Raw genomic sequence first — 26,968 nt, 5'->3', positions numbered from 1 at the left:
GCACGTCCAGCACGTCCAGCACCAGTAGAGAGCAGAGAACACCGTGGCCGCAGTATCCGCACGTCTTCCCGCCTTCCCCTGGGACAAGCTGGAGCCGTACAAGAAGACGGCGGCGGCCCACCCGGACGGCATCGTCGACCTGTCCGTCGGCACGCCCGTGGACCCGGTCCCGCAGCTGATCCAGGACGCCCTCGTCGCGGCCGCGGACTCCCCGGGCTACCCCACGGTGTGGGGCACCGTAGCGCTGCGCGACGCGGTCACCGGCTGGCTGCAGGGCCGCCTCGGCGCGAGTGCCGCCGGGCACCGCAACGTCCTGCCGGTCGTCGGCTCGAAGGAGCTGGTGGCCTGGCTGCCGACCCAGCTGGGCCTGGGCGCCGGCGACAAGGTCGCCTACCCGCGGCTCGCGTACCCCACGTACGAGGTCGGGGCGCGGCTGTGCGGCGCCGAAGCCGTGGTCTACGACGACCCTGCGGACCTCGATCCGGCGGGCGTGAAGCTGCTGTGGCTGAACTCCCCGTCCAACCCGACCGGAAAGGTCATCCCGAAGGAAGACATGATCCGGATCGTGGCCTGGGCGCGCGAGCACGGGATCCTGCTCTTCAGCGACGAGTGCTACCTGGAGCTCGGCTGGGAGGCCGAGCCCGTCTCCGTCCTGCACGACGACGTCTGCGGCGGCTCGTACGAGGGCATCGTCGCCGTCCACTCCCTCTCCAAGCGCTCCAACCTGGCGGGCTACCGGGCCGCGTTCATCGCCGGTGACGCCGACGTGCTCGGCGAACTGCTGGAGATCCGCAAGCACGGCGGCATGATGACCCCGGCCCCGGTGCAGGCGGCCACGGTCGCCGCGCTCGGCGACGACGCGCACGTCGAGGAGCAGCGCGTGCGCTACGCCGCGCGGCGCGAGGCGCTGCGGGCGGCCCTGGTGGCGCACGGCTTCCGGGTCGAGCACAGCGAGGCCAGCCTGTACCTGTGGGTGACCCGGGACGAGCCCTGCTGGGAGACGGTCGCCCACCTCGCCGAGCTGGGCATCCTGGTCGCGCCGGGCGACTTCTACGGCGAGGCGGGAGCGCAGTTCGTCCGCGTCGCCTTCACGGCCACGGACGAGCGCGTCGAGGCGGCGGTCAAGCGCCTCGCCTGATCCGGCGCCGGGTCCGTCCGCACCCTGCACAGGCCGAGGGGCCGGGAGTTCGTGCTCCCGGCCCCTCGGCATTCGTGCCTGCGGCGGATCAGCCGCCCAGGGGGAGGCCGCCCAGCGGCAGCCCCTGGGCGGGAACCGCGCTGGTGAGGTCGCCGGCGGGCACGGCGTCGGTCGGCAGGTTCCCGGTCGGCAGCCCCTTGGCCGGCAGCCCGCCGAGCAGGGCGCCCGCGGTGTCGGTGACCTGGGCCGGGGCGCCGGGTACGGCCTTGGCGGCGGTGTCCGTCGCGGTGGTGGCAGCGGCCTCACCGGTGCCGACCACGTCGCCCGCGGTGCCTGCGGCGTCCGGGCTGGTGAGGGCGCCCAGCTGCGGCACGGACTCCAGGCCCGCGGCGCTGGCCGCGCCGGCCGCACCGACCACGGGAGCTGCCCCGGCTGCGAGCAGCAGCGCGGTACGGGCGATCCGGCGGGTCAGGGGGAGGGACATGATGCTCCTAAGCGGTAGCGGCTGAGTACGCCCTGTACAACCGCTCAGGGGGCGGGTGGAGTTGCGGAGCCACCGGGTAAAGGATCAGTAACGCATCGTTTAATCGGGTTCCGGGAAAAGCCCATTGAATGGGCGCCGACCAGGGCTTCCGTCCTCCCGGGGGCTGACCGGGCCGCCCGCCGGGTCACCCCCGTGCGGGGGACGTCTCGTACGCGCGACCGCACTGCGCGACCGGCGTGTCAGCGGGCCACGAAGATCCGTACCTCGTCGTGCTCGGCACCGTAGGGATCGCCGGAGCGCGACTTCCCGCCCTTCCCGCCCTTCTGCTGCCACTTGCCCTTGGCCTCGCCCGCCACCCAGCCGTCCGGGCCGTACGAGACGCGCACGATGCCCATGCCCCGCGAGTTGGCCACCGCCCAGCCCGCCATCGCCTTGCTGCCGCGCGCCGCGGACGCGCCGCCGTCCTGCTTCTCGACGAAGGTCACCTCGGCCTCCTTGACCTCCTGGCCCGCGACCGGCGTCCGGCGGGGCTGCGCGGGGGCGGAGTGCAGCTTGTCCTTGGCGAAGATCCGGGTGAGCTCCGTGCGCACCTTCTCCGGGTCGCCCGGCGCGGTGGGCGCGGGCCCGCCGCACGTCAGCTCGCCGTCGCCGGCGAAGGCGGCCGTCAGGACGGTCGCGTCCGGCTCGTGCTTCGCGTACGCCTGGGGGAAGCCGCTGAGCTGCACCTGCTGCGCGGCCTCCGTCAGCGGAAGCCGCGAGTACCCCTTCACCGCGACGAGGCGCTCGTAGAAGATCCCGGCCGAGTACACCGGGTCCATGATCTGCTGCTCGGTGCCCCAGCCCATCGAGGGCCGCTGCTGGAACAGGCCCAGCGAATCCCGGTCGCCGTGGGGCAGGTTCCGCAGCCCGGACTCCTGCATCGCGGTCGCCAGCGCGATGGTCACGGCCCGGTCCGGCAGGCCCTTGGCCACGCCGACCGCGGCTATCGTCGCCGCGTTGCCCGCCTGCTCGGGGGTCATGTCCACGAGGGTCGGACTCGTCCGCATGGCGGCCGTGCAGTGCGGGGCGCCGCCACCGCCGTTCGTGGACTCGTACTGCACGGCGAAATAGCCGATCAGCGCGAGCAGCACGAACGCACCGGCGAGTTTGAGCAGCGGCCGGCGGCGGCGAGGGCGGGGGTGATCGCTCTTGGACACGCCGCCCACCGTACTTGAGCCACGTGACGCGTCCACCGGCCGGACGTGGGACGTTCGTCGCAGCCCGGGGCGTTAGGGTCAGAGACATGTCCGAATCCGAGCTCGACCTCACCCTGGACGCCGCCGAGCTGACCGCCCGGCTCGTCGACATCCCGTCCGTGAGCGGCGACGAAAAGGTCCTCGCCGACCTGGTGGAACACGCCCTGCGGGCGCTTCCGCACCTCACGGTCGACCGGTACGGCAACAACGTCGTGGCCCGTACGAACCTCGGCAGGGCCGAGCGCGTCGTGCTCGCCGGCCACCTCGACACGGTGCCGATCGCCGACAACGTCCCGTCCCGCCTGGACGAGAACGACGTCCTGTGGGGTTGCGGAACCACCGACATGAAGTCCGGCGTCGCCGTACAGCTGCGCATCGCCGCGACCGTGCCCGAGCCCAACCGGGACCTCACCTTCGTCTTCTACGACCAGGAGGAGGTCGCCGCCGACCTCAACGGCCTGGGCAAGGTCGCCGAGGCCCACCCCGACTGGCTGACCGGCGACTTCGCGGTCCTGCTGGAGCCGTCGAACGCCGAGGTCGAGGGCGGCTGCCAGGGCACCCTGCGCGTCCTGCTCCGCACCCGCGGCGAGCGCGCCCACTCCGCGCGCAGCTGGATGGGCTCCAACGCCATCCACGCGGCGAGCCCGATTCTCGCCAAACTCGCGGCGTACGAGCCCCGCAAGCCCGTCATCGACGGCCTCGAGTACCACGAGGGCCTCAACGCGGTCCGCATCGAGGGCGGCGTCGCCAACAACGTCATCCCGGACGCGTGCACGGTGACCGTGAACTTCCGCTTCGCCCCCGACCGCAGCATGGACGACGCGATCGCCCACGTCCGGGAGGTCTTCGAGGACTGCGGCGTCGAAGAGTTCGTGATCGACGACTTCTCGGGCGGCGCCCTCCCCGGCCTCTCCCACCCCGCGGCGGCGGCCTTCATGGAGGCGGTCGGCGGCCGCGCCATGCCGAAGTTCGGCTGGACGGACGTGTCCCGCTTCAGCGCCCTCGGCGTCCCGGCGGTGAACTACGGCCCGGGTGACGCCCTGCTGGCCCACAAGGTGGACGAGCGCGTGGAGACGAAGGCGATCCTCCACTGCGAAGAACGACTCCGCGCCTGGCTGACCTCCTGAATTCCGCTTCCCGTCACCTTTGTGCGCCTACCCTGATCCAACGATCAGCAGGAGGGAGCACATCATGGGCAACCCCGAAGGCAACGCTCGTCGTCGGCCCGAGGAGCAGCAGCTCGGGCCGGTGCTGCGCAGGCGGAGCCAGGTGCAGGCGGGCAGTACGACGGACCAGCGGCTGCTGGATTCGGCCGGGCCTTCCGAGTGGGTGCACACCGATCCCTGGCGGGTCCTGCGCATCCAGTCGGAGTTCATCGAGGGCTTCGGCACGCTGGCGGAGCTGCCGCCGGCGATCAGCGTGTTCGGCTCGGCCCGTACGCCCGCCGGCTCGCCCGAGTACGAGGCCGGCGTACAGATCGGCAGCGCGCTCGTCGAGGCGGGCTTCGCGGTGATCACGGGCGGCGGCCCGGGCGCGATGGAGGCGGCCAACAAGGGCGCCCGGGAGGCCAACGGCATCTCCGTGGGCCTGGGCATCGAGCTGCCCTTCGAGCAGGGGCTCAACCAGCACGTGGACCTCGGGCTGAACTTCCGGTACTTCTTCGTCCGCAAGACGATGTTCGTGAAGTACAGCCAGGGCTTCGTGGTCCTGCCGGGCGGACTCGGCACGCTGGACGAGCTGTTCGAGGCGCTGACCCTCGTCCAGACCCAGAAGATCACCCGGTTCCCGATCGTGCTGTTCGGGTCGGAATACTGGTCCGGCCTGGTCGACTGGCTCAAGAACACGGTGATCGCGCAGGGCAAGGCCTCCGAGCGCGACCTCTACCTGTTCCACGTCACGGACGACGTGGACGAGGCGATCGCGCTCGTCACCAAGGAAGTCGGCAAGTAGCCGCGCCGCTGCGCGAGCCCCCGGCGGGCGACCGCCGGGGGCGCCGCAGTACGGCTCCGGCTCAGGCCAGTCCGCGGCGCGCCACCGCGGGCGGCCGGTGGCCCTGGATCGAGCGGACCATGTCCAGGACCTGCCTGGTCTCCGCGACCTCGTGGACGCGGTAGACCTGGGCGCCGAGCCAGGCCGAGACGGCCGTCGTGGCCAGGGTGCCCAACAGGCGCTCCTTGACCGGCTTGTCGAGGGTCTCGCCGACGAAGTCCTTGTTGGACAGCGAGACCAGCACCGGCCAGCCCGTGTCCGTCATCTCGCCCAGGCGGCGGGTGGCCTCCAGCGAGTGGCGGGTGTTCTTCCCGAAGTCGTGGCCCGGGTCGATCATGATCGCGTCCCGGCGGACGCCGAGTGCGGCGGCCCGTTCGGCGAGGCCGACCGTGACGCGCAGGATGTCCGCCACCACGTCGTCGTACGTGGTCCGGTGCGGCCGGGTGCGCGGCTCGACCCCGCCCGCGTGGGTGCAGACCAGGCCCACGTCGTGCCGGGCGGCGACCTCCGCCAGCTTCGGGTCCACGCCGCCCCAGGCGTCGTTCAGGAGGTCGGCCCCGGCTTCGCAGACCGCCTCGCCGACCTCGTGCCGCCAGGTGTCGACGCTGATCACCACGTCCGGGTGGCGGCGCCGTACCTCCGCCACGAAGCCGACCGTGCGCCGGGCCTCCTCGGCCGCGTCCACGTGCTCGCCCGGGCCCGCCTTGACCCCGCCGATGTCGATGATCGCGGCACCCTCGGCGACCGCCTGCTCGACCCGGTCCAGCGCGGGCTCGTCGCGGAACGTCGCGCCCTGGTCGTAGAAGGAGTCCGGAGTCCGGTTCACGATGGCCATGATCACCGGCTCGTGGGTGTCGAACTCGCGCCTGCCCAGTCGCAGCATCCCGTTCTTTCCTCCTCCAGCGGCCCTCGCGCCTCGCTGCGACCTTAACCTGGTGGCCGGTGGCCCGATGTCTCTCAGGGAGTTGCTCGTGTTCTGGTTCTTGCTGATCGCGCTGGTCGTGGTCGTCGCGGCGGTCACCCTGGCCGTAGTGGGCGGTGGTTCCGAGGCCGTACTGCCGGACGCGGAGCCGGACCGGGTGGCCGACGCGCTGCCGGAGAGCCGCCCGGTCGTGCGGGCCGACATCGACGCGCTGCGGCTGCCGGTCGCCCCGCGCGGGTACCGCATGGCCGAGGTGGACGACGTACTGGAGCGGCTCGCGGCGGAGCTCGCCGAGCGGGACGCGCGGATCGCCGAGCTGACGGCCGCGGCCGCGGCCGCGCACGGCCACGCGCAGCCGCAGGGCGGCGCGGTCGACCTGCACAAGGAGGAGCAGTGACGGCCGTCGCGGGTCCGGACGGGGACCTGCGCTGCCCCTGGGCGCTGGCCACCGAGGACTACATCGCGTACCACGACACGGAGTGGGGCCGAGCGGTGCACGGGGACGACGCCCTGTACGAGCGGCTGTGCCTGGAGGCCTTCCAGTCCGGGCTGTCCTGGCTGACGATCCTGCGGCGGCGGGAGGGCTTCCGCGAGGCCTTCGCGGGGTTCGTGATCGCCGAGGTCGCGGAATTCGGGCCGGCCGACGCGCAGCGGCTGCTCGCCGACGAGGGGATCATCCGCAACCGGGCCAAGATCGACGCCACGCTCGCCAACGCGAAGGTCCTGGCGGGGTGGGAGCCGGGCGAGCTGGACGCGCTGATCTGGTCGTACGCGCCGGAGCCGGGCCGCCCGGCCCCCGCGACGGTCTCGGAGGTCCCGGCGGTGACGCCCGAGTCCACGGCCCTGTCCAAGGCCCTGAAGAAGGCCGGGATCCGCTTCGTCGGCCCCACGACGGCCTACGCCCTGATGCAGGCCTGCGGGCTGGTCAACGACCACCTGGCCGCCTGCGCCGCCCGTACCCCCGCCTGAGGCGGGGGACGGCGGGGGCAGGGGGCACCGGGACTCAGCGGCCCAGGTACTTCGGCGGCTGCTTGGCGAGGAAGGCCTCGACGGCGATGGAGTGGTCCTCGGAGGCGCCCGCGCGGGCCTGCAGGGTGTCCTCGTGGGACAGGGCCTCCGCCAGCGAGTGGCCGGCGCCGTAGGCCAGGGACTCCTTCAGGGCCGCGTAGGCCACCGTCGGGCCGGCCGCCAGCGTGCGGGCCACCGCCTCGGCCTCGGCGTGCAGGGAGTCCGAGGGGACCAGGCGGTTCACGATGCCGAGCTCGTACGCCTCCTGCGCCTTCACGGAGCGGGGGAAGAGCAGCAGGTCGGAGGCCCGGGAGGCGCCGATCAGGCGGGGGAGGGTCCAGGAGACGCCCGAGTCCGCGGTGAGCGCCACCCCCGCGAAGGAGGTGTTGAAGGAGGCCGTGTCGGCGACGACCCGGAAGTCCGCCGCGAGCGCGAAGCCGAAGCCCGCTCCGGCCGCGACGCCGTTGACGCCCGCCACCACCGGCTTGGGCATCTCGGTCAGGGCGCGCACGATCGGGTTGTAGTGGTCCGCGACCGTGCTCATCGTCAGCGAGGACCCGTTCTTGCGGTCCGCCGCCAGGTTCCCGATGTGTTCCTTGAGGTCCTGGCCGACGCAGAACGCCCGGTTGCCGGCCGCGGTCAGCAGCACCGCCCGGACGGCCGTGTCCGCGGCCGCCGCCTGGACCGCGTCGCGCAGCGCCACCTTGGCCTCGGTGTTCATCGCGTTCATGGCGTCGGGACGGTTGATCGTGATTTTTGCGAGTCCGTCGGTCACTTCGTAGAGCACGCTGTCGGCCATGGCAGGGGGTCCCCCTTCGTCGCGGGCTTGGCTACCGGCCGGTACCGGCCGGTGCAAGGGCCAGCATGGCGGACCGGACCGTCCCGGGGCATGTGATGTGCGTCAAAGAAAGCGGAGGGCGGACGCCGGGTGCGGCGGCGAAGTATCGCAGGCACGTCCCCGAAATGAGTGGTTTTGGCCGAGCGCGTTGCGCAAGCGTTCCCTGCCGATGTTGGTCATCGGGTCCTGACATGCGGGATAATGGCCAGGAAGCAATGTGTTCGATGCCGGGTTCCAGGCGCCTGAATGGGGCCGTCGGCTGACGATGAGCTGGTTTCAGGAAGGGGAACGAGCATGGCGGCCATGAAGCCGCGGACGGGCGACGGCCCGCTCGAGGTCACCAAGGAGGGGCGGGGCATCGTCATGCGCGTACCGCTCGAGGGCGGCGGTCGGCTTGTCGTCGAGCTGACTCCGGACGAGGCGGACGCCCTGGGTGACGCCCTGAAGAAGGTCGTCGGCTGACCCGCTGACAGCACTGCCACCTTCTGCTTTTCTGCATACTCTGCGCTGCCCCGACCGCGATGAGCGGCCGGGGCAGCGTTGTGTCGTGTCCGGGGACGCCGTCTCCGGGGGCCCCGACTCCGGGGGCTCGACTTCCGGGTCCTCGTCCCGCACCGATTCCTGCGCCCCGCGGAGCCCGTCGTGACCTTCTCCCCGCCCGCGCCGCCGGCCTTCGCCGACTGCACTCCCCGCCAGAAGGCCGCCCGCGTCGTCTCCGACGGACTGGCGCCGGCGAACATGGTCGTCGCCCTGCTGCTGCTCATCGGATGGCACAGCACGGCGTCGTGGACCGGTCTCGGCTGGGGCCTGCTCGCCGCCCTGTTCTGCGGTGTGGTCCCGATCGGGATCATCGCCTCCGGCGTCCGGCGGGGGGCGCTGACCGACCAGCACATCCGGGTGCGCAGGCAGCGGGTCGTCCCGATGGCCCTGAGCCTCGTCTCCGTGGTCGCCGGGGTCACCCTGCTGCGCTTCCTCGGCGCGCCGGGCGAGGTGTTCGCGCTCGTCGTCGCGATGCTCGTGGGCCTCGTGTCGTCCCTGCTGGTGACGATCGGCTGGCAGATATCGATCCACATGTCGGTGGCCGGCGGCGCCGCGATGATCCTGCTGCTCATCTTCGGCCCGCGGGTGCTCCCGGCGGCCCTGATCGCCGCGGCCGTCGCCTGGTCCCGGCTGGTGCTGCGGGCGCACACCCCGGCGCAACTCCTCGCCGGCACGGCGCTGGGCGGTGCGTCGGCGCTCACCTTCCTGCTCCTGAGCTGAGCCGGTCCCGCCGAGTCGCGAGGGTCTCAGCGCCGGACCGCGCAGAGCAGGCCGTCGCCCACCGGGAGCAGGGCCGCCTCCAGTGCCGGGCTCTCCCGGACGCTGCGCAGCAGCTCCCGCACGCGCATCACCTCGACCTGCTGGGCCGCCGAGTCGACGGTGCGGCCGTCGGCGAAGACCCCCTCGAAGCACACCAGCCCGCCCGGGCGCAGCAGGCGCAACGATTCGGCGAGGTAGTCGAGGGACTCGGACGGGTCCCCGTCGCAGAAGACGAGGTCGTACCCGCCGTCGGCGAGCCGGGGGAGTACGTCGAGTGCGCGGCCGGGGATGAACCGGGCGCGGTTGCCCGCGAATCCGGCGGCGCGGAAGGCCTGGCGGGCGAAGGCCTGCCGGTCGGCCTCGGGATCCACGGTGGTCAGCACCCCGTCGGGGCGCATGCCGTGGAGGAGGTGGATGCCGGAGACGCCGGTGCCGGTGCCGATCTCGGCGACCGCCTTGGCGTCCGCGGTGGCGGCGAGCAGGCGCAGCGCGGCCCCGGTGCCCGGGGAGACGGAGCGCAGGCCCGCTTCCCTGGCCCGGTCGCGGGCCCACCGCAGAGCGTCGTCCTCGGCGACAAACGCGTCGGCGAACGCCCAGCTCGTCTGCCGGTTGCCGGTAATGACCCTCTCCTGTCCCCATAGTTGGCGCAACGGTGACTGTATCCGCTGACGTCGGGAACCCGCAGATGGGACCGGGCGTTGAAGAAAACGGCGGCGGAAAGACCCAGCGAGGCAAAAGGGGGCGTAAGGGCGGGGCGCAGCCGGGATAGATGGGGACGGCACCGGGCAGATCGACGGCCCGGCGTGGCGAAGACACGTGCAAAGTTAATGCAAAAATGCTTATCCGGAGCTGACGGGAGGGGTGGCTATGGTAGGGACTCCACTGGACACCACCAGAGCCGATAGGGGAGGTGCGGCTGCGCCTGTGGATCGTGGAGGCGTATTCAGACGCCTCTTCTGGTCGGCGGGTGAGCCGAAATCCGTGACCAACATTGCTGACCGCTTCCACGTTGCCGCGACCGCAACCACCGCGACCTTTGCCGCCGATGCGGGCACCCAGGCGTGGACCCCTCCCTCATGGGAGGAGATCGTCAGCACGCACAGTGCGCGGGTCTACCGCCTTGCCTACCGTCTGACGGGTAACCAGCACGACGCCGAGGACCTGACGCAGGAGGTCTTCGTCCGCGTCTTCCGCTCGCTGTCCACGTACACGCCGGGCACGTTCGAGGGCTGGCTGCACCGGATCACCACCAACCTGTTCCTGGACATGGTCCGCCGCAAGCAGCGGATCCGCTTCGACGCGCTCGGCGACGACGCGGCCGAGCGGCTGCCGAGCCGTGAGCCGTCCCCGCAGCAGGTCCTCCACGACACCCACTTCGACGCGGACGTGCAGCAGGCGCTGGACACCCTCGCGCCCGAGTTCCGCGCGGCCGTGGTGCTGTGCGACATCGAGGGCCTCTCGTACGAGGAGATCGCCGCCACGCTGGGCGTGAAGCTCGGCACCGTGCGCAGCCGTATCCACCGGGGCCGTTCGCATCTGCGCAAGGCGCTCAAGCACCGGTCTCCCAAGGCCCGTGCCGAGCAGCGGGCGCTGGCGGGAGTGGCGGTGGGCGCGCCGGGCGCCGGGGGAGAGGGCGGAGCCGAGTGAGCGGAGTCAGTCCGTCTCCTGCCGAACAGCACCTGGGCGACCGTCTCGCCGCGCTGGTCGACGGGGAGCTGAGCCACGACGCGCGCGAGCGGGTCCTGGCGCATCTGGCCACGTGTGCCAAGTGCAAGGCCGAGGCCGATGCGCAGCGCCGTGTGAAGAGTCTTTTCGTGGAGAGCGCGCCGCCGCCGCTGTCGGCCGGACTGCTGGCCCGGTTGCAGGGGCTGCCGGGCGACGGTCCCGACGGGCCGTCCGGTCCGCCGGGTCCGCAGAGTCCGCCGGGGGCGGAGCTCTTCGGGTACGTGCCCCCGACCGCACCGCAGCAGGGCTTCCGCATCCACGAGGTGGGGCGGCCGCGCCGCCGCTTCGCGTTCGTGGCGGCCGGGGCGGTCTCGCTGGCCGCGATCGCACTGGGCGGTTCGCTGCCGGTCGACACCCTCGAGCCGAACGTGCGGGGCGAGGCCCCGGCGACGCGGCCCGGTCCCGCGGTGTCGGTGGCCGATGCGGTGGTCCGGGACCGGGAGCCGAGCCCCGGGTTCGTCGCCGGCCCGCGTCCCACGGGCCCGCTGCCAACGGTCCACCCCTCCATCTCCGCCTCACCCCGACCGGTCTCCCTGACCCGCTGACGCCTCAGGGGGTGTCGGCAAAGTCCCTCCCGCGGCTGCCGCCGGGAGGTGCCCCCGGGCAGGCCGGGGACCGGGAACCGGGGGTGTGGCCCCCGAGGGGTCGGGTACCTGGTTGAATCGGCGGCAGATGCGCCGCCCGGCGGTGCTACAGGTACCCCCGGGGAGCGCCCATGGCCGACCAGCAGCAGTCCGACACGGCTCCGTCGTGGTGGAGCCGCCCCGCCGGCCCCGAGGCAGCGGCCGGGGCGGAGCCCGGGCCGCCGGCCGAACCGGGCGCAGGCTCCGATCCGGCGGACGGGCCCGCGCCACAGGCGACGGTGCCGGGGCCGCGGTACGACCCGTGGGGCGAGCGGCCGCTCCAGGTCGCCGACCAGGGGAAGGCCCCCGGCGGGCGCGGCATCCGGCTGCGGCACGCCGTGGCCCTCAGCCTCGGCACGGCCCTCCTCGCCGGCGGCATCGGCGGCTGGCTCGGCGTCCTCGCCGAACGGCAGACCGGCACCCGCCTCGAACTCCCGCAGGCCGCCGTGGAGAGCAAGGGCCGGGCCCCCGACAGCGTGGCCGGGATCGCCGCCACCGCGCTGCCCGGCGTCGTGACCCTGCACGTCCGCGGCACCGGCGGCAGCGGCACCGGAACGGGGTTCGTGCTCGACCAGCAGGGCCACATCCTCACCAACAACCACGTCGTCTCCGACGCCAAGGACATAACGGTCACCTTCAGCACCGGCGAGAGCGTCCCCGCCGAACTGGTCGGCCGGGACGGCGGCTACGACCTGGCCGTCGTCAAGGTCGAAGGCGTACGGGGCCTGCAGCCGCTCTCCCTCGGGAACTCCGAGAACGTGCAGGTCGGCGACCCGGTGGTGGCCATCGGCGCGCCCTTCGACCTTTCCAACACCGTCACCGCCGGCATCATCAGCGCCACCGGCCGGCCCATCACCGCGGGCGGCGACAAGGGCGACGGCAGCGACATCAGCTACGTCGACGCCCTCCAGACGGACGCCCCCATCAACCCCGGCAACTCCGGCGGCCCCCTCCTCGACGCCAAGGCCCGCGTGATCGGCATCAACAGCGCGATCCGCGGAGCCGACAAGGGGGATACCGAGAAGCAGAGCGGCAGCATCGGCCTGGGCTTCGCCATCCCGGTCAACCAGGGCAAGCGCGTCGCCGAGGAGCTCATCCGCACCGGCCGCGCCACCCACCCCGTCATCGGCGTCACCCTCGACATGGAGTACACCGGCGACGGGGCCCGCGTCGCCACCAAGGGCGAGGGCGGCAAGCCGGCCGTCACCGCCGACGGCCCGGGCGCCCGCGCCGGTATCCAGGGCGGCGACGTGATCACCAAGGTGGACGGCGTCCGCGTGCACGGCGGCGACGAGCTCGTCATCAAGATCCGGGCCCACCGCCCGGGTGATCCGCTCACCCTGACGGTGCTGCGCGACGGCCGGGAGCGCACCCTGGAACTCGTCCTCGGTTCGGCGAACGGATCATGACCATACGGAGAATCCGAGGCCGAAGGCGCACCGATGTATGGGCCCGTCGGCAACGCCGGGTACCGTGTGTCGTGGCCCGAAGTGAAGAGAGCCGAGGAGCGGCAAGGTGTTCAACGACATAGGCGCACTCGAGCTGGTCACGATCGTGGTGCTCGCCATCCTCGTCTTCGGCCCGGACAAGCTGCCGAAGGTGATCCAGGACGTCACCGGCGTCATCCGGAAGATCCGCGCGTTCTCCGACAGCGCCAAGCAGGACATCCGCTCCGAACTCGGTCCCGAGTTCAAGGACTTCGAGTTCGAGGACCTGAACCCGAAGACGTTCATCCGCAAGCAGCTGACCGAGAACGAGGACCTCAAGGAGATCCGCAGCACCTTCGATCTCCGCAAGGAGCTGAACGACGTCACCGACGCCGTCAACAGCAGGGAGACGGCCCCCGCCCCGGCCGCCGCCGGCACCTCCGCCGCGCCCGCCGCCACCGGCCCGGACCTGATGAAGAAGCCCGCCGCCCCGGCCGCCGAACAGCGCACCCCCTACGACGCCGACGCCACCTAGTGGCCGCGGACGTCCGACAAGACACCCCCTGATTCGAGCCTTCCCCGGTGATCCGGGGTCCGGTGGCTATCCTCCATGAGTCCGGACCCAGGACGCCCCAGGGTGGGGGTCCCCCCGACGAGATGTGGGGGAGGGCGCGTTCCGGACCCCACGGAACGAGAGGCCGCATCGATGGAGACGACGAGCAGTAGCCGGGTAGGGGTGCAGCCCGCCGAGGCGCCCGCTCCCGCCGCCGCACCAGCAGAACCGGCGGAACCAGCCGCACCGGCGGCTGCATCCCCGCAGCCCGCCGCCGCGCAGCCCCAGGAGGCCGCCGCGCCCGTCCCGACGGCCCGGCGGACGGCCGAGGGGTACCTGCGGGCCGATTTTCCCTGGTACGGGCTGGACGGGGCCTTCACCGGCCCCCGCTGGCTCATGCAGGTGGGCACCGGAGCCGACGGCACCGTCGAGCACGGTTCCACCGGCCACGGCGACGAGCCCTCCGCGCGCGGGGAGCTCGCCACCGGTGAGAAGGAGCGCTTCGCGGTGGTCGTCACCGTCGCGAGCAATCCGCTGCGCCGCAGCAGCGACGGCACCGGCGTCCTGGAGGCCACCTCGGTCTCCTCCGCGGCCTGGCTGGCCGGCTCCGGACTGCTGGCGTACAGCTGGCCCGGCCAGATGGACCACACCCTGCGCGACGACTGGCTCGACCAGCAGACCGAGGCCGCGTGGGAGCTCGCCGACGACCTCGACGGCGCGGACTGGTCGACGCTCTCGCTCCCGGTCGACGGGGAGCCGACGCCGTTCCACTACCGCGAGTCGGAGTTCGGCTGGGTGCTCGCCGGTTCCACGCCGGGTGGCGTGCACCTGGGCGCGTACGGGCGGGGGATGAGCGCGTACGGGCTCGGCTTCTCGGTGATCGGCGACATCGCGTCGTACGAGTAGGCGGGTACGGGAAAGGGCACCGCCGGCCGGCGGTGCCCTTCACGTCGTACGGCGCGGGTCAGAACTTGTTGCGCGGCGTGATGCCCAGCGACATGCCGGCCAGGCCGCGGGCGCGGCCGCCCAGCTTGCCCGCGATCGAGCGCAGCGCCGCACCGGCAGGGGAGTCCGGGTCGGACAGGACGACCGGCTTGCCCTCGTCGCCGCCCTCGCGCAGCCGTACGTCGATCGGGATGGATCCGAGCACCGGGACCGTCGCGCCGACCGTCTTGGTGAGGCCGTCGGCGACCTTCTGGCCACCGCCCGAGCCGAACACGTCGACCATCTCGTCGCAGTGCGGGCACGGCAGCCCGGACATGTTCTCGACCACGCCGACGATCTTCTGGTGCGTCTGCACGGCGATCGAGCCGGCCCGCTCCGCGACCTCGGCCGCAGCCTGCTGCGGGGTCGTCACGACCAGGATCTCCGCGTTCGGCACCAGCTGCGCCACGGAGATCGCGATGTCGCCCGTACCCGGCGGCAGGTCCAGCAGCAGTACGTCCAGGTCGCCCCAGAACACGTCCGCCAGGAACTGCTGGAGGGCCCGGTGCAGCATCGGACCGCGCCACACGACCGGCGCGTTGCCCGGGGTGAACATGCCGATGGAGATGACCTTCACGCCGTTCGCGGACGGCGGCATGATCATGTTTTCGACCTGGGTCGGGCGGCCGTCCACGCCCAGCATGCGCGGCACGCTGTGGCCGTAGATGTCCGCGTCCACGACGCCGACCTTCAGGCCGTCCGCGGCCATCGCCGCGGCCAGGTTCACCGTCACCGACGACTTGCCGACGCCGCCCTTGCCGGACGCGACCGCGTAGACGCGGGTCAGCGAGCCCGGCTTGGCGAACGGGACCTCGCGCTCGGCGGTGCCGCCGCGCAGTGAGGCCGCCAGCTCCTTGCGCTGCTCGTCGCTCATCACGTCCAGGGTGACGGCGACCGAGGTGACGCCCGCGACCCGCTCGACGGCCTCGGTGACGTTCTTGGTGATCGTCTCGCGCATGGGACAGCCCGACACCGTCAGGTAGACCGTGACGGCGACCTCGCCGCCGTCGCCGATCTCCACCGATTTGACCATGCCGAGCTCGGTGATCGGCCGGTGGATCTCGGGGTCGTTCACCGTCGCCAGCGCGTCGAGGATCGCATCCTGCTCGGGCACGGCGGCGGAGCTTGTGTCGGTAGCCATGCCCCGATGGTACGGCTCGGTAGCCTGCCTCAGGAAAGGCCGCTAGCGGTCGCCTTCGTCACTCTCGAGCGGGAATAGCCGCCGCTCGTCCATCTCCTTGATCAGGTCCTGGAACTCCGACCGGATCCAGTCGCGGGTCGCGACCTCGCCCAGGCCCATCCGCAGCGCGGCGATCTCCCGGGTCAGGTACTCGGTGTCGGCGATGGAGCGCTCGTTCTGCTTGCGGTCCTGCTCCAGGTTCACCCGGTCCCGGTCGTCCTGCCGGTTCTGCGCGAGCAGGATCAGCGGGGCGGCGTACGAGGCCTGCAGCGACAGCATCAGCGTCAGGAAGATGAACGGGTACTGGTCGAAGCGCAGGTGGTCCGGCGCGAAGATGTTCCACAGCACCCACACGATGATGACCAGCGTCATCCAGACGATGAACCGGCCCGTGCCGAGGAACCGCGCCACCCGCTCCGACAGCCGCCCGAACGCCTCCGGGTCGTAGACCGGCAGCAGCCTGCGCCGGTCCGTACGGGGCTGGTCCAACCGCCCCCGGGGCGACCGGGTCAGCGCGGTCGACCCGGTCGCGGAAGCGGCCGTCCTGGCCCGCAACCGCTCGGCGATCTCCTCCTCGCGGCCCGTCAGCCCGTGCTCGCGCGCGGACTCGCGGGCATGCTCGCGCGCCAGCTCGCGCCGCACGCGGATCTGCTCACGGCGGCGTTCGCGCGCCGGCTCACCCCGTCGCTCACCGGGCACCGGGGACCTCCTCGGCGTGGTAGTCCGTCTCCCGCCAGTCGTCCGGCAGCAGGTGGTCCAGTACGTCGTCCACGGTCACCGCGCCCAGCAGCGAACCGCTCTCGTCGACCACCGGTACCGCCACCATGTTGTAGGCGGCGAGATAGCTGGTCACCTGGGGCAGCGACGCGTCCGGGCGCAGCGGCGGCAGGCCCGCGTCCACGATCGAGCTCACCAGCGTGAACGGGGGGTCCCGCAGCAGCCGCTGGAAGTGCACCGTGCCCAGGTACTTGCCCGTCGGCGTCTCGTCCGGCGGCCGGCACACGTACACCTGCGCGGCCAGCGCCGGCGACAGGTCCGCCTGCCGTACGCGGGCCAGCGCGTCCGCGACCGTGGCGTCCGGGCGCAGCACGATCGGCTCGGTGGTCATCAGACCGCCCGCCGTGTTCTCCTCGTACGACAGCAGACGGCGCACGTCGGCCGCGTCGTCCGGCTGCATCAGCGTCAGCAGCCGCTCCTTGTCGTCCTCCGGGAGCTCCGAGAGCAGGTCGGCCGCGTCGTCCGGGTCCATCGCCTCCAGGACGTCGGCGGCGCGCTCCTCCTTCAGCTTGCCGAGGATCTCCACCTGCTCGTCCTCGGGCAGCTCCTCCATGACGTCCGCGAGGCGGTCGTCGTCGAGGGCGTTGGCCACCTCGGCGCGCCGCTTCGGCGTCAGGTGGTGCAGGACGTTCGCGACGTCGGCCGGGCGCATCTGCTCGAAGGTGGCCACCAGGCTCTCGGCGCCCTGGCCCTCCTCCTCCAGCGAGAAGCCGGTCACCGCCGACCACTCCACGGTCAGGGTCTCGCCGCGGCGGCGCAGCGCGCCGCCCTTGCCCTTGCGTACGAAGATCTTGTCGATCTCCCAGTCGCGGCGGGCCGGCAGCTGCTGGATGGCCACGTCGAGGACGGTGACCTCCTCGCCGGTGGTGCCCAGCGTCACGCGGCGGTCCAGCAGTTCGCCGAGGACCAGCCGCTCGGTGGGCCGCTGCTCGAAGCGCCGCATGTTGACGACGCCGGTGGTGATGACCTGACCGGACTCCACGCCCGTCACCCGGGTCATCGGGAGGAAGATCCGGCGCCGGCTGACCACCTCGACCACCAGGCCCAGCAGCCGCGGCGGACGGCCGCCGACGCGCAGCATCGCGACGAGGTCGCGGACGCGGCCGACCTGGTCGCCGTTGGGGTCGAAAACGGGCACACCCGACAGATGCGAGACGAAGATCCGCGGGGCGCCACCAGCCATGCGAGCGCCTCCTAGAGCGTCGATCCTCAGTCCTGCCGCCCCTCAGGCTAGCCCGTGCCGCGGGAGAGCGTCCTGGTGGGGCGGTCCGCCCGTGCGCAGCCGGGGGAGGCGGGTCGGCCGGGCGGGCCCGGGCGGGCCCGGGTGGGCCCGGGTGGGCCGACCACCCGCCCGGCCCGGTGGCTACGGGCGGGTACGCTGCCTGCTGCTCGAAGACGCACGACGAGAGGCACCTGCCCGTGACCGCCTACCTCCCCGCCGCACGGCTGCGCCGGGCGGCCTTCGCCGGTGTCCTGTTCGCGGGCCTGGCCGTCACCGGCGCGGGCTGCGGCGCCGACCCCGACGAGGGCACCAACGGGGTCGGCAAGCTCTCCGCCGACCAGATCGAGGACAAGGCGAAGGCCGCGGCCGGCGCCGCAGCCTCGGTCCACCTGTCCGGCACGCTCGTCAGCGGCGGCAAGTCCTTCACGCTCGACATGCGGCTGGGGAAGGACGGCGGCTCCGGCGAGGTGAAGTCGCAGGAGGACACCTTCCAGGTGCTGCGGGTCGGGGAGCAGCTCTACCTCAAGGCGAGCGCCGCCTTCTGGGGCAAGTCCGACTCGGCCGGCAAGCTCGGCGACAAGTACGTGAAGGTGCCCGAGAGCGACCCCACGTACAAGCAGTTCCGCGGGTTCACCGACATGCACGTCCTGCTCGACGGACTGCTCGGACTCGACGGCAAGCTCGCCAAGGGCGACTACACCAAGGTCGGGCCCACCCGCGCGGTCCTGGTCACGGCGGACAAGGGCAAGGGCGGCAAGCTGTCGGTCTCCCTGGAGGGGACCCCGTACCCGCTGCGCCTGGAACGGGCCGGCGGGGCCGGCCGGGTCGACCTCGCCGAGTGGGGCAAGACGTTCCCGCTGGAGGCACCCGCGCAGGACCAGACCGTCGACTACGGGTCCCAGATGCCGACGACCAAGGAGCAGAGCGGGGCGCCCGCCCCGGCCCCGAGCAAGGGCTCCGGCCAGGGCTCGAACCCGACGAAGTAGCCGAGTGCCCGGAAGGAAGTGTCCGGAAGGAAATGCCCGGAAGAACCGGAAGAAGGGGACACCCCTAGCGGGCCGCCTTCTTCCGCTTGAGCAGCAGCTTCGGCAGGCCGGCCGGGATGGGGCGGCGGGTGACCGCCGGCGAGCCCAGCGGGGCCGCGGCCAGCGATCCGCCCGGCAGGTCGGTGCTCGCCGTCACCGGCTCGAGCCGCAGCAGCCGGCACTCGCGCGCCCACCGCTCGGTCATCTCCTCCGAGTCGGGCGCGTTCAGCCGCTTCCCCTTGAGCTCGGCGACGGCGGCCTGCCACTCCTCGCCGCGCGGCGCGAGCTCCCGTACGGTCGCGGTCCAGGCCACCAGCCGGCCGCCCTTGTCCTTGCTGCGCACGGTCACCTCGGCGCTCGCGCCGTCCGCGAGACCCGGGAACGGCTGCTCACCGGGCCCGTCGCCCAGCACGTGCGCCGCGCCGTCCACCCAGGCGTGCCACAGGGCCCGGTCCGCCCCGGAGCCGCGGACCCAGATCAGGCCGGACTTCTTGGTGGCCTCCTCGACGAGGGCCAGGTCGAGCGTGCTGAGAGTCATGCGCACCAGAGTAGGGGGTGCCCCCGCAGCCGACGGCGGGGCCTCAAGACTCCCTCTAGAGCCAGCCGTGGCGGCGCAGGGCGCGGTGGATGGTGAAGCAGATGCCCACGATCGTCGCCATCACCATCGGATATCCGTAGCGCCACCGGAGCTCCGGCATGTGCTCGAAGTTCATCCCGTAGACCCCGCAGATCATCGTCGGGACGGCGATGATCGCCGCCCAGGAGGTGATCTTGCGCATGTCCTCGTTCTGGGCGACCGTCGCCTGGGCCAGGTTGGCCTGGAGGATCGAGTTCAGCAGCTCGTCGAAGCCGACGACCTGCTCGTGCACCCGCGCCAGGTGGTCGGCGACGTCGCGGAAGTACTTCTGGATGGCCGGGTCCACCAGCCGCATCGGGCGCTCGCTCAGCAGCTCCATCGGCCGCAGCAGCGGGGCGACGGCCCGCTTGAACTCCAGTACCTCGCGCTTGAGCTGGTAGATGCGGCCCGCGTCGCCGCCGCGCGCACTGCCCTTTGCGGGTGCGGCGAAGACCTCGCTCTCCACCTCGTCGATGTCGTCCTGGACGGCCGCCGCGACCGCGATGTACCCGTCGACGACGTGGTCGGCGATGGAGTGCAGGACCGAGGAAGGGCCCTTGGCCAGCAGCTCGGGGTCGTCCTGGAGCCGGTGGCGCAGCCCCTTGAGGGAGCCCTGGCCGCCGTGCCGGACCGTGATGACGAAGTCCGGGCCGGTGAAGCACATCACCTCGCCGGTCTCCACCACCTCGCTGGTGGCGGTCAGTTCGGCGTGATCCACGTAGTGGATCGTCTTGAAGACGGTGAAGAGCGTGTCGTCGTAGCGCTCCAGCTTCGGCCGCTGGTGCGCGTGCACCGCGTCCTCCACGGCGAGCGGGTGCAGCCCGAACGTGGCGGCGATCCCCGCGAACTCCGCCTCGGTCGGCTCGTGCAGGCCGATCCACGCGAAGCCGCCGCCCTCACGGACCCGGGCCATGGCCTCACGCGGCGTCAGGCGGGCCGATCCCAGGGCGCGTCGGCCGTCGCGGTACACGGCGCAGTCGACGACCGCGCTGCTCGCGGACGGGTCGCGGGTGGTGTCGTAGCCGGGCTGGGCCGGGGTGGACCTGCGCAGGGCCGGACGTACGGCGGCACGCAGGTAGGGCAGCATCGACATGGCAGGCTCCTTCGCACGCACGGCTGCGGACCGTACGGGTGGGAGGCCTTCCGTCGCCGCCGGCGGGCGGGGCCGGGCAGACGGAAGGAACAGGACGGGAGGACAAAGTTCTGCCGTCGCTCTTCGACTGATCAGATGATCAAACGGGCTGGAACGTGCCCGTACCGGGAGTGGAAGAGCGGTTGGTACTGCACGATCGACTTCGATCCATTGCAGCCCCACCTCCTCCGGCCGGTCCCCCGTGGAGGACGTCCTGTCGTCGGACGCCCCGAAACAACTCCTCAGGAGTGTGGCCCCGACCAGCGGTCAACATTATCAGCCGACGGATGGTCAAGACCCGCCCTTTACCCGCCTCATACGAGTTCTATGCTCGCTTCATGGCAGAAATTCTGGCTCTCGTCGAAGCCCGGCTCCGCAGCGCACTCGGCGAACCCGACGCCCGCGCCGCCGTCACCTTCCTCGGCACCGACCGCATCGAAGTACTCCGCTTCGCCGAGGGCGACCTCGTGCGGTACGCGACCCTCGGCATGTCCGCGCACCCGATGGCCGACCCGACCGTTGTGGTCGCCGACCCGCTGCGCGGACCGCGCGCCGAGCTCGTGCTGACCGTACGGGCGGGCCTGGCGCCCACCGACAAGCTGCTGCGGCCCCTTGCGGTGCTGGGCGCCTCGCCGCAGGTGGAGGGGCTGGTCGTGGCCCCCGGCGCCTCGCTCGACGTCGGCGGCCCGCTGTGGGACGGGGCGCCCTTCACCTCCGTACTCGTCGCGGAGCCGGGCGGACTGGTCGAAGACCTGGAACTCGACGAGCCCATGGACCCGGTGCACTTCCTCCCCCTCCTGCCGATGACGGCGAACGAGGCCGCGTGGAAGCGGGTGCACGGCGCGGCGGCGCTCCAGGAACGCTGGCTGTCGCACGGCACGGATCTGCGGGATCCTCTTCGTACCGCCGTGGCGCTGGACTGAGACATCCGGACGGGTGATCGTGTCTTGACGGGGCGCCGGGCGGGGAGGAGCGTGGCTTCTTATGAGGGGCGAACCAAGTTGCCCGAAGTGCGGTGGCCGGGTCAGGGCGCCCGGGCTTTTCTCCGACTCGTGGCAGTGTGCGGTGCATGGCACGGTGCACCCCCTGCAGCCCGTCATCCCACCCAGCGTCGAGGGCCTGGGCGTCGTGGTGAACCGGGCGAAGGTGCCGGTGTGGATGCCGTGGCCGCTGCCGGTGGGGTGGCTGTTCACCGGGGTGGCGGCGGCCGGTGACGACCGCAGCGGGGGCCGCGCGACGGCGGTGGCCTGCTCGGGTCCCGGACCGCTCGGCGGGATCGGGGAGCTGCTGCTGGTCGCCGAGGAGTTGGGGGTCGGCCTCGGCGCGCGGTACGCGGGGATCGACGGGCCCGACCCCGGTACGTACATCGACGTCTCGGCCCCTCCGCACGCCAAGGTCGTCGCGGCGGGCCGCCCGACGCCGCTGTGGCACGTGAAGGGAGCCCCGGAGGACCGGGCCGTGTTCGCCGGCGAGGCGCGCGGGCTGTGGCTGTGGGCCGTGGTCTGGCCGGAGCAGTCGGGTCTGCTGATGTACGACGAACTGGTGCTGACGGACCTGCGGGACGCGGGCGCCGAGGTCGAACTCCTCCCGTGCGGCGCCCTGAGCCCGCGCGTCCTGGGTCCGTAGCCGGACATCGGCCGGACATCGGCCGGACATCCCCAAAGCCCCTGCCGGGGCCGGGCGTCGGGTGGCGTGGCGCCCGCGCGGCAGGCGGGCGGTATCCTGGGGTGTCCCCCCGTACCCGCGAGACCCCTGGAGCCCCGGCCGTGCGCATCGATCTGCACGCCCACTCCACGGCCTCCGACGGGACCGACACCCCCGCCGAACTGGTCCGCAATGCGGCCGCCGCCGGGCTGGACGTGGTCGCCATCACCGATCACGACACCGTCGGGGGATACGCCGAAGCCCTCGCCGCGGTGCCGCACGGGCTCACCCTCGTCACCGGCATGGAGCTGTCCTGCCGGCTCGACGGCATCGGGATGCACATGCTCGCGTACCTCTTCGACCCCGAGGAGCCCGCGCTCGCGCGGGAGCGGGAGCTCGTCCGCGACGACCGCACCCCCCGCGCCCACGCCATGATCGGCAAGCTCCGGGAGCTCGGCGTCGGCGTCACCTGGGAGCAGGTGTCCCGGATCGCCGGCGAAGGCTCCGTCGGGCGGCCGCACATCGCCACCGCGCTCGTCGAGCTGGGCGTCGTACCCACCGTGTCCGACGCGTTCACGCCGGACTGGCTCGCCGACGGCGGCCGTGCGTACGCCGAGAAGCACGAGCTGGACCCGTTCGAGGCCATCCGCCTCGTCAAGGCGGCCGGCGGGGTCACCGTCTTCGCGCACCCCGCAGCCGTCAAGCGCGGCCGGTGCGTACCCGAGTCCGCGATAGCCGCGCTCGCGTCCGCAGGCCTGGACGGGATCGAGGTGGACCACATGGACCACGACCCCGACACGCGCGCGCGGCTGCGCGCCCTGGCCGGCGACCTCGGACTCCTCGCGACCGGGTCCAGCGACTACCACGGCAGCCGCAAGACCTGCCGCCTCGGGGAGTACACGACCGACCCCGAGATCTACGGCGAGATCACGCGCCGCGCGACGGGGGCCTTCCCCGTTCCGGGCGCCGGCGGAGCGAACGGCGCGTAACCGCGCCTCGCCGCCCCTTCTTCTTTCTTCGTAACACCCCTCTCTCCTGCAAGGCATCACTGTGTTCGACTTCGCCGTCTTCGGATCCCTATTTCTCACGCTTTTTGTGATTATGGACCCCCCGGGGATCACGCCGATCTTCCTCGCCCTGACCTCCGGCCGCCCCGCCAAGGTGCAGCGCCGCATGGCCTGGCAGGCCGTCTGCGTGGCCTTCGGCGTCATCGCCGTGTTCGGTGTCTGCGGCCAGCAGATCCTGGACTACCTGCACGTCTCCGTCCCCGCGCTGATGATCGCGGGCGGTCTGCTGCTCCTGCTCATCGCGCTCGACCTGCTCACCGGCAAGACCGACGAGCCCAAGCAGACCAAAGACGTGAACGTCGCCCTCGTCCCGCTCGGCATGCCGCTGCTGGCCGGTCCCGGTGCGATCGTGTCCGTCATCCTCGCCGTGCAGAAGGCGGACGGCGTCACCGGCCAGGTCTCGGTCTGGCTGGCGATCATCGCCATGCACGTCGTGCTGTGGCTCACCATGCGCTACTCGCTCGTGATCATCCGTGTCATCAAGGACGGCGGCGTCGTCCTCGTGACACGGCTCGCCGGCATGATGCTCTCCGCGATCGCCGTCCAGCAGATCATCAACGGCGTGCTCCAGGTCGTGCACGGCGCCTGACCGGCGCCCGACCGGCTCCCTGGCCGCTCCGCGTAACGCGAACGCCCCCGCACCGGATCGGTGCGGGGGCGTCGACGTCTTGGTGCGGAGGTGTCAGGAGGACGCACTCTCGGCCGGTCGGATCAGAATGCGCTGGCCTACGGCGGCCGCCTGCTGCACGATCCGGTTGACGGAGGCCGCGTCCACGACGGTGCTGTCCACGGCGGATCCGTCGACATCGTCCAGGCGCAGAATCTCGAAGCGCATGGGGCTTCTCCCTTCGTCAGTGTTCTCCTTGCACTGTTCCAACGAAGTGTAAGAGGCAAACATTCCCTACGCTAAGGAAATTTTTTCATTCGCTAACTAAACCTGGGGGTGGGCATCCCAGAAAGCGGCCAGCGCACCTGCTGTGACCTGCGGGTCCTCCGCATTGGGGGAGTGCTCGGTACCGCGTACGACAACCCGCTCGGCGCCCAGTCGATGTGTCATGTCGTCCATCAGCGGGACCGGCCACGCGTAGTCGACCTCGCCGGACAGCACCAGCTTGGGCAGGTCCACGCCGCGCAGTCCGTCCACCCGGTCCGGCTCGGAAACCAGGATCCGGCCCGTGGCGATCAGCTGCTCGGGCACCGTGGCCAGCCACCGCCCGCGCAGGAACTCCGCGAGCTCGGGGGCGTCGGGCACCGCGTCCTCGGGGTCGAACGACCGCATCGCCGTCCAGACGCCCGCCATGTCTTCGCGCATCGCCTCCAGGGCGGCGACCAGCAGCCTCGTGCGCTCCTGCTGCGCCTGCGAGATCGCGGCGGGCCCGCTGCTCATCAGGGTGAGGGAGGCGAAGGGCGCCGCGTCGCGCAGTACGGCGGCCCGCGCGATCAGCCCGCCCAGCGAGTGGCCGACCAGGTGGACCGGACCCCCGCCCAGCGCGGCGGCCTGGGCGAGGACGTCCAGCGCCAGCTCCTCCAGCGCGTACGCCGATTCGTCGCGCGGTCCGGGGCTCTCGTGCTGGCCGCGCCCGTCGACCGCGACCACCCGGTACCCGGCGTCGGCCAGCGGCTCGAGGAGGCCGATGAAGTCCTCCTTGCTGCCCGTGAAACCGGGGACCAGCAGGGCGGTGCCGCGGACCGGCTCGCCGGCCTCGTGCACGGCGAACCCGCCGCGGGCGGTGGACAGGACGTGCGCGCGGGCACCGGACGGCAGCGTGAGGCGGGGCGGCTTGCTCATGGCCAGAGGTTACCGGCCCGTAGGGGCCTGTCCAGCCCGGGTATGCCGATGGCCCCGGCCCCCTGGGAAGGGGACCGGGGCCACCGGACGGCGGAGCGGGGATCAGGCCTCCGCGGTCTCCACGACGGCCTTGCGGGTCCGCGTGCGCTTCGGCTTCACCGGGGCCTCGTCGGCAGCCGGCGCGGCCGGGGCCTCGACGACGGCAGCGGCGGCCTTGCGGGTCCGGGTGCGCTTCGGCTTGGCCGGAGCCTCCTCGGTCACCACGGCGGCCTCGGCGACCGGAGCGGCCTCCGCGACCTTGCGGGTCCGGGTGGTGGCGGTCCGGCGGGCCTTGACCGGGGGCTCCACCGGCGGGGCCACCTGGAAGTCCGGCTCCGGGGCCGCGTCGACGACCTTGCGGGTCCGGGTCCGGCGGGCCTTGACCACCGTCTCCGCGGCGGGAGCCTCGGCGATCGGGGTCACCTGGGCGAGGACCGGCTTCTGGGTCGGGACCCGGCGGGCCCTGACCGGCTCGGTCTTGACGGACTCGGCCTGGACCGGCTCGGTCTTGACGGGCTCGGCCTTGACCGCCTCGGCCGGCGGGGCCTGCCGGAGCTCCGGCTCGGCTGCGACCGGCGCCTCGGCGGCCTTGCGGGTCCGGGTCCGGCGCGCCTTGACCGGGGCCTCCTCGGCGGGAGCCTCGGCGACCGGGGCCACCGGGGCGGCCTCGACGAGCGTCGCGACCGGGGCCGCTTCGGCCACGGCAGCCGCAGCGGCGGCAGCCGTCGTCACGGAACGCGTCCGGCGGCGCCGCGGCTTGCGCGTCTCGTCGCCGGCCGGAGCCTCGGGGGCCTCGGCCTCGACCACGGGGGTGACGGCAGCGCCCTCGGCACCGAGCTCGGCCCCGCCGCGCGTACGGCGGCGCTGGCGCGGGGTGCGCGTACGGGCGGGACGGTCCTCGACCACCGCAGCGGCGGCGGCGGCCGGGCCACGGCCACCGCGGCCACCGCGGCCGCCGGTCTCGCCCAGGTCCTCGAGCTCCTCGGCCTTCAGGCCGGCCCGCACGCGCTCGGCGCGCGGCAGGATGCCCTTGGTGCCGGCCGGGATGTTCAGCTCCTCGAACAGGTGCGGCGACGTGGAGTACGTCTCGACCGGGTCGTGGAAGTCCAGCTCGAGCGCCTTGTTGATCAGCTGCCAGCGCGGGATGTCGTCCCAGTCGACCAGGGTGACGGCCGTGCCCTTGTTGCCCGCGCGGCCGGTACGGCCCACGCGGTGCAGGAAGGTCTTCTCGTCCTCCGGCGTCTGGTAGTTGATGACGTGGGTCACACCCTCGACATCGATACCGCGCGCGGCGACGTCCGTGCACACCAGCACGTCGACCTTGCCGTTGCGGAACGCGCGCAGCGCCTGCTCGCGCGCACCCTGGCCCAGGTCGCCGTGGACGGCTCCGGAAGCGAAGCCGCGCTTCTCCAGCTGCTCGGCGATGTCGGCCGCCGTGCGCTTGGTACGGCAGAAGATCATGGCCAGCCCGCGGCCCTCGGCCTGCAGGATGCGGGAGACGAGCTCCGGCTTGTCCATGTTGTGCGCACGGAAGACGTGCTGCTTGATGTTGGCGACGGTCACGCCCTCGCCCTCGGGCGAGGTGGCGCGGATGTGCGTCGGCTGCGTCATGTACCGGCGGGCCAGGCCGATGACCGCGCCCGGCATGGTCGCCGAGAACAGCATCGTCTGACGCTTGGGCGGCAGGTAGTTGATGATCTTCTCGACGTCGGGCAGGAAGCCCAGGTCGAGCATCTCGTCGGCCTCGTCCAGGACGAGGGCCTTGACGTGCGACAGGTCGAGCTTGCGCTGACCGGCCAGGTCGAGCAGACGGCCCGGGGTGCCGACGATCACGTCGACGCCCTTCTTGAGCGCCTCGACCTGGGGCTCGTACGCGCGGCCGCCGTATATGGCGAGGACGCGGACGTTGCGGACCTTGCCCGCGGTCAGCAGGTCGTTGGTGACCTGGGTGCACAGCTCGCGCGTCGGGACGACGACGAGGGCCTGCGGGGAGTCGGTGAGCTGCGCGGGCGTGGCCCGGCCGGCCTCGACGTCCGCGGGGACGACGACCCGCTCCAGCAGCGGAAGGCCGAAACCGAGCGTCTTGCCGGTTCCGGTCTTCGCCTGGCCGATGACGTCCGTGCCGGAAAGGGCGACGGGGAGGGTCATCTCCTGGATCGGGAAGGGGGACACAATGCCGACGGCCTCAAGGGCTTCGGCCGTCTCGGGAAAGATCCCGAGGTCTCGGAACGTAGTCAGGGTGCTGCCTCTTC

The 26,968-nt window shown here is 72.4% G+C and carries 30 protein-coding genes; 17 read left to right on the top strand and 13 right to left on the bottom strand.

What is annotated here, in order from left to right; all coding sequences use genetic code 11:
* The first annotated feature begins 43 nt into the window (after window positions 1-43).
* Window positions 44-1,138, top strand: coding sequence for a succinyldiaminopimelate transaminase (gene dapC, locus AB5J51_RS15415; protein ID WP_369777899.1), 1,095 nt, complete (start codon window positions 44-46; stop codon window positions 1,136-1,138).
* Window positions 1,139-1,226: 88 nt separating this feature from the next.
* Here dapC and AB5J51_RS15410 read toward each other — a convergent pair whose 3' ends face one another.
* Window positions 1,227-1,622 (bottom strand): ATP-binding protein, encoded by a 396-nt coding sequence (locus AB5J51_RS15410; RefSeq protein ID WP_369777898.1) that lies wholly within the window; start codon window positions 1,620-1,622, stop codon window positions 1,227-1,229.
* A gap of 239 nt (window positions 1,623-1,861) precedes the next feature.
* The gene (locus AB5J51_RS15405) at window positions 1,862-2,818 is read right to left on the bottom strand and encodes a hypothetical protein (protein WP_133896966.1); all 957 of its coding nucleotides are present in this window, start codon (window positions 2,816-2,818) and stop codon (window positions 1,862-1,864) included.
* An 86-nt stretch (window positions 2,819-2,904) separates the two neighbouring features.
* Between AB5J51_RS15405 and dapE the strand changes: the two genes are divergently transcribed.
* Both dapE and AB5J51_RS15395 read left to right on the top strand, forming a co-directional pair.
* A complete protein-coding gene (gene dapE / locus AB5J51_RS15400) occupies window positions 2,905-3,984 on the top strand; it encodes a succinyl-diaminopimelate desuccinylase (RefSeq protein ID WP_053784550.1) in 1,080 nt (359 codons plus the stop codon).
* A 64-nt stretch (window positions 3,985-4,048) separates the two neighbouring features.
* Window positions 4,049-4,807, top strand: coding sequence for a TIGR00730 family Rossman fold protein (locus tag AB5J51_RS15395; protein WP_053784551.1), 759 nt, complete (start codon window positions 4,049-4,051; stop codon window positions 4,805-4,807).
* Between the two features lie 61 nt (window positions 4,808-4,868).
* Here AB5J51_RS15395 and folP read toward each other — a convergent pair whose 3' ends face one another.
* Complete coding sequence (gene folP, locus AB5J51_RS15390; protein ID WP_053784552.1) at window positions 4,869-5,729, bottom strand: dihydropteroate synthase; 861 nt, start codon at window positions 5,727-5,729, stop codon at window positions 4,869-4,871.
* A gap of 82 nt (window positions 5,730-5,811) precedes the next feature.
* Between folP and AB5J51_RS15385 the strand changes: the two genes are divergently transcribed.
* Entirely contained in the window at window positions 5,812-6,165 is a 354-nt protein-coding gene (locus AB5J51_RS15385; RefSeq protein WP_369780258.1) for a DivIVA domain-containing protein, read from the top strand.
* Window positions 6,162-6,737, top strand: coding sequence for a DNA-3-methyladenine glycosylase I (locus tag AB5J51_RS15380; protein WP_053784554.1), 576 nt, complete (start codon window positions 6,162-6,164; stop codon window positions 6,735-6,737). The genes AB5J51_RS15385 and AB5J51_RS15380 overlap by 4 nt, the downstream gene beginning before the upstream one ends.
* A gap of 34 nt (window positions 6,738-6,771) precedes the next feature.
* Here the strand turns inward: AB5J51_RS15380 and AB5J51_RS15375 are convergent, their stop codons facing one another.
* A complete protein-coding gene (locus AB5J51_RS15375) occupies window positions 6,772-7,575 on the bottom strand; it encodes an enoyl-CoA hydratase/isomerase family protein (protein ID WP_030291136.1) in 804 nt (267 codons plus the stop codon).
* 333 nt (window positions 7,576-7,908) lie between these two features.
* Between AB5J51_RS15375 and AB5J51_RS15370 the strand changes: the two genes are divergently transcribed.
* Both AB5J51_RS15370 and AB5J51_RS15365 read left to right on the top strand, forming a co-directional pair.
* A complete protein-coding gene (locus AB5J51_RS15370) occupies window positions 7,909-8,076 on the top strand; it encodes a DUF3117 domain-containing protein (RefSeq protein WP_003966491.1) in 168 nt (55 codons plus the stop codon).
* A gap of 180 nt (window positions 8,077-8,256) precedes the next feature.
* A complete protein-coding gene (locus AB5J51_RS15365) occupies window positions 8,257-8,874 on the top strand; it encodes a phosphatase PAP2 family protein (protein ID WP_369777897.1) in 618 nt (205 codons plus the stop codon).
* A 26-nt stretch (window positions 8,875-8,900) separates the two neighbouring features.
* Here the strand turns inward: AB5J51_RS15365 and AB5J51_RS15360 are convergent, their stop codons facing one another.
* Window positions 8,901-9,563: an O-methyltransferase gene (locus tag AB5J51_RS15360; RefSeq protein WP_053784556.1), complete on the bottom strand. Its 663-nt coding sequence runs from the start codon at window positions 9,561-9,563 to the stop codon at window positions 8,901-8,903.
* A gap of 217 nt (window positions 9,564-9,780) precedes the next feature.
* Between AB5J51_RS15360 and sigE the strand changes: the two genes are divergently transcribed.
* From sigE to AB5J51_RS15335, 5 genes are all read left to right on the top strand, one after another.
* Window positions 9,781-10,560 (top strand): RNA polymerase sigma factor SigE, encoded by a 780-nt coding sequence (gene sigE, locus AB5J51_RS15355; RefSeq protein ID WP_078987081.1) that lies wholly within the window; start codon window positions 9,781-9,783, stop codon window positions 10,558-10,560.
* Window positions 10,557-11,183: a zf-HC2 domain-containing protein gene (locus AB5J51_RS15350; RefSeq protein ID WP_369777896.1), complete on the top strand. Its 627-nt coding sequence runs from the start codon at window positions 10,557-10,559 to the stop codon at window positions 11,181-11,183. The genes sigE and AB5J51_RS15350 overlap by 4 nt, the downstream gene beginning before the upstream one ends.
* A 170-nt stretch (window positions 11,184-11,353) precedes the next feature.
* Window positions 11,354-12,670: a S1C family serine protease gene (locus AB5J51_RS15345; RefSeq protein WP_136225317.1), complete on the top strand. Its 1,317-nt coding sequence runs from the start codon at window positions 11,354-11,356 to the stop codon at window positions 12,668-12,670.
* A 106-nt stretch (window positions 12,671-12,776) separates the two neighbouring features.
* A complete protein-coding gene (locus tag AB5J51_RS15340; RefSeq protein WP_053784560.1) occupies window positions 12,777-13,223 on the top strand; it encodes a sec-independent translocase in 447 nt (148 codons plus the stop codon).
* 171 nt (window positions 13,224-13,394) lie between these two features.
* The gene (locus AB5J51_RS15335) at window positions 13,395-14,147 is read left to right on the top strand and encodes a hypothetical protein (RefSeq protein WP_053784561.1); all 753 of its coding nucleotides are present in this window, start codon (window positions 13,395-13,397) and stop codon (window positions 14,145-14,147) included.
* 58 nt (window positions 14,148-14,205) lie between these two features.
* Here AB5J51_RS15335 and AB5J51_RS15330 read toward each other — a convergent pair whose 3' ends face one another.
* The 3 genes from AB5J51_RS15330 to AB5J51_RS15320 form a co-directional block, all read right to left on the bottom strand.
* Window positions 14,206-15,321: an Mrp/NBP35 family ATP-binding protein gene (locus tag AB5J51_RS15330; RefSeq protein ID WP_136225362.1), complete on the bottom strand. Its 1,116-nt coding sequence runs from the start codon at window positions 15,319-15,321 to the stop codon at window positions 14,206-14,208.
* Window positions 15,322-15,408: 87 nt separating this feature from the next.
* Complete coding sequence (locus tag AB5J51_RS15325) at window positions 15,409-15,972, bottom strand: DUF1003 domain-containing protein (RefSeq protein WP_053784781.1); 564 nt, start codon at window positions 15,970-15,972, stop codon at window positions 15,409-15,411.
* Between the two features lie 121 nt (window positions 15,973-16,093).
* Window positions 16,094-17,365, bottom strand: a complete 1,272-nt coding sequence (locus tag AB5J51_RS15320; RefSeq protein WP_053784562.1) for a magnesium transporter MgtE N-terminal domain-containing protein — start codon at window positions 17,363-17,365, stop codon at window positions 16,094-16,096.
* 236 nt (window positions 17,366-17,601) lie between these two features.
* Here AB5J51_RS15320 and AB5J51_RS15315 point away from each other — a divergent pair, with 236 nt between their 5' ends.
* Window positions 17,602-18,390, top strand: coding sequence for a hypothetical protein (locus tag AB5J51_RS15315; protein WP_136225319.1), 789 nt, complete (start codon window positions 17,602-17,604; stop codon window positions 18,388-18,390).
* A 64-nt stretch (window positions 18,391-18,454) separates the two neighbouring features.
* On the opposite strand, the gene AB5J51_RS15310 is transcribed toward AB5J51_RS15315, so the two are convergent.
* Both AB5J51_RS15310 and AB5J51_RS15305 read right to left on the bottom strand, forming a co-directional pair.
* Window positions 18,455-18,967, bottom strand: a complete 513-nt coding sequence (locus tag AB5J51_RS15310) for a hypothetical protein (protein WP_053784564.1) — start codon at window positions 18,965-18,967, stop codon at window positions 18,455-18,457.
* Between the two features lie 55 nt (window positions 18,968-19,022).
* A complete protein-coding gene (locus AB5J51_RS15305; RefSeq protein WP_136225321.1) occupies window positions 19,023-20,138 on the bottom strand; it encodes a magnesium and cobalt transport protein CorA in 1,116 nt (371 codons plus the stop codon).
* Between the two features lie 377 nt (window positions 20,139-20,515).
* Here AB5J51_RS15305 and AB5J51_RS15300 point away from each other — a divergent pair, with 377 nt between their 5' ends.
* The 4 genes from AB5J51_RS15300 to AB5J51_RS15285 all read left to right on the top strand — a co-directional run bounded on the left by AB5J51_RS15300 (window position 20,516) and on the right by AB5J51_RS15285 (window position 23,477).
* Window positions 20,516-21,100, top strand: a complete 585-nt coding sequence (locus AB5J51_RS15300; protein ID WP_053784566.1) for a suppressor of fused domain protein — start codon at window positions 20,516-20,518, stop codon at window positions 21,098-21,100.
* A gap of 61 nt (window positions 21,101-21,161) precedes the next feature.
* Window positions 21,162-21,803, top strand: a complete 642-nt coding sequence (locus tag AB5J51_RS15295) for a DUF6758 family protein (RefSeq protein WP_053784567.1) — start codon at window positions 21,162-21,164, stop codon at window positions 21,801-21,803.
* A 140-nt stretch (window positions 21,804-21,943) separates the two neighbouring features.
* Window positions 21,944-22,810 carry a PHP domain-containing protein gene (locus tag AB5J51_RS15290; RefSeq protein WP_369777895.1) on the top strand — a complete coding sequence of 289 codons (867 nt, stop codon included), beginning with the start codon at window positions 21,944-21,946 and terminating at the stop codon, window positions 22,808-22,810.
* Between the two features lie 61 nt (window positions 22,811-22,871).
* Entirely contained in the window at window positions 22,872-23,477 is a 606-nt protein-coding gene (locus AB5J51_RS15285; protein WP_030291168.1) for a MarC family protein, read from the top strand.
* A gap of 93 nt (window positions 23,478-23,570) precedes the next feature.
* Here AB5J51_RS15285 and AB5J51_RS15280 read toward each other — a convergent pair whose 3' ends face one another.
* From AB5J51_RS15280 to AB5J51_RS15270, 3 genes are all read right to left on the bottom strand, one after another.
* Window positions 23,571-23,723 (bottom strand): hypothetical protein, encoded by a 153-nt coding sequence (locus AB5J51_RS15280; protein WP_166663124.1) that lies wholly within the window; start codon window positions 23,721-23,723, stop codon window positions 23,571-23,573.
* Between the two features lie 96 nt (window positions 23,724-23,819).
* Complete coding sequence (locus AB5J51_RS15275) at window positions 23,820-24,677, bottom strand: alpha/beta fold hydrolase (protein ID WP_369777894.1); 858 nt, start codon at window positions 24,675-24,677, stop codon at window positions 23,820-23,822.
* Between the two features lie 102 nt (window positions 24,678-24,779).
* Window positions 24,780-26,864: a DEAD/DEAH box helicase gene (locus tag AB5J51_RS15270; protein ID WP_369777893.1), complete on the bottom strand. Its 2,085-nt coding sequence runs from the start codon at window positions 26,862-26,864 to the stop codon at window positions 24,780-24,782.
* Window positions 26,865-26,968 lie beyond the last annotated feature (104 nt).

This window comes from Streptomyces sp. R33, assembly GCF_041200175.1.
Classification (GTDB): Bacteria; Actinomycetota; Actinomycetes; order Streptomycetales; family Streptomycetaceae; genus Streptomyces; species Streptomyces katrae_B.
The sequence above is the reverse complement of the archived record's forward strand: the minus strand, read 5'-3'. Positions and strand labels throughout refer to the sequence as shown.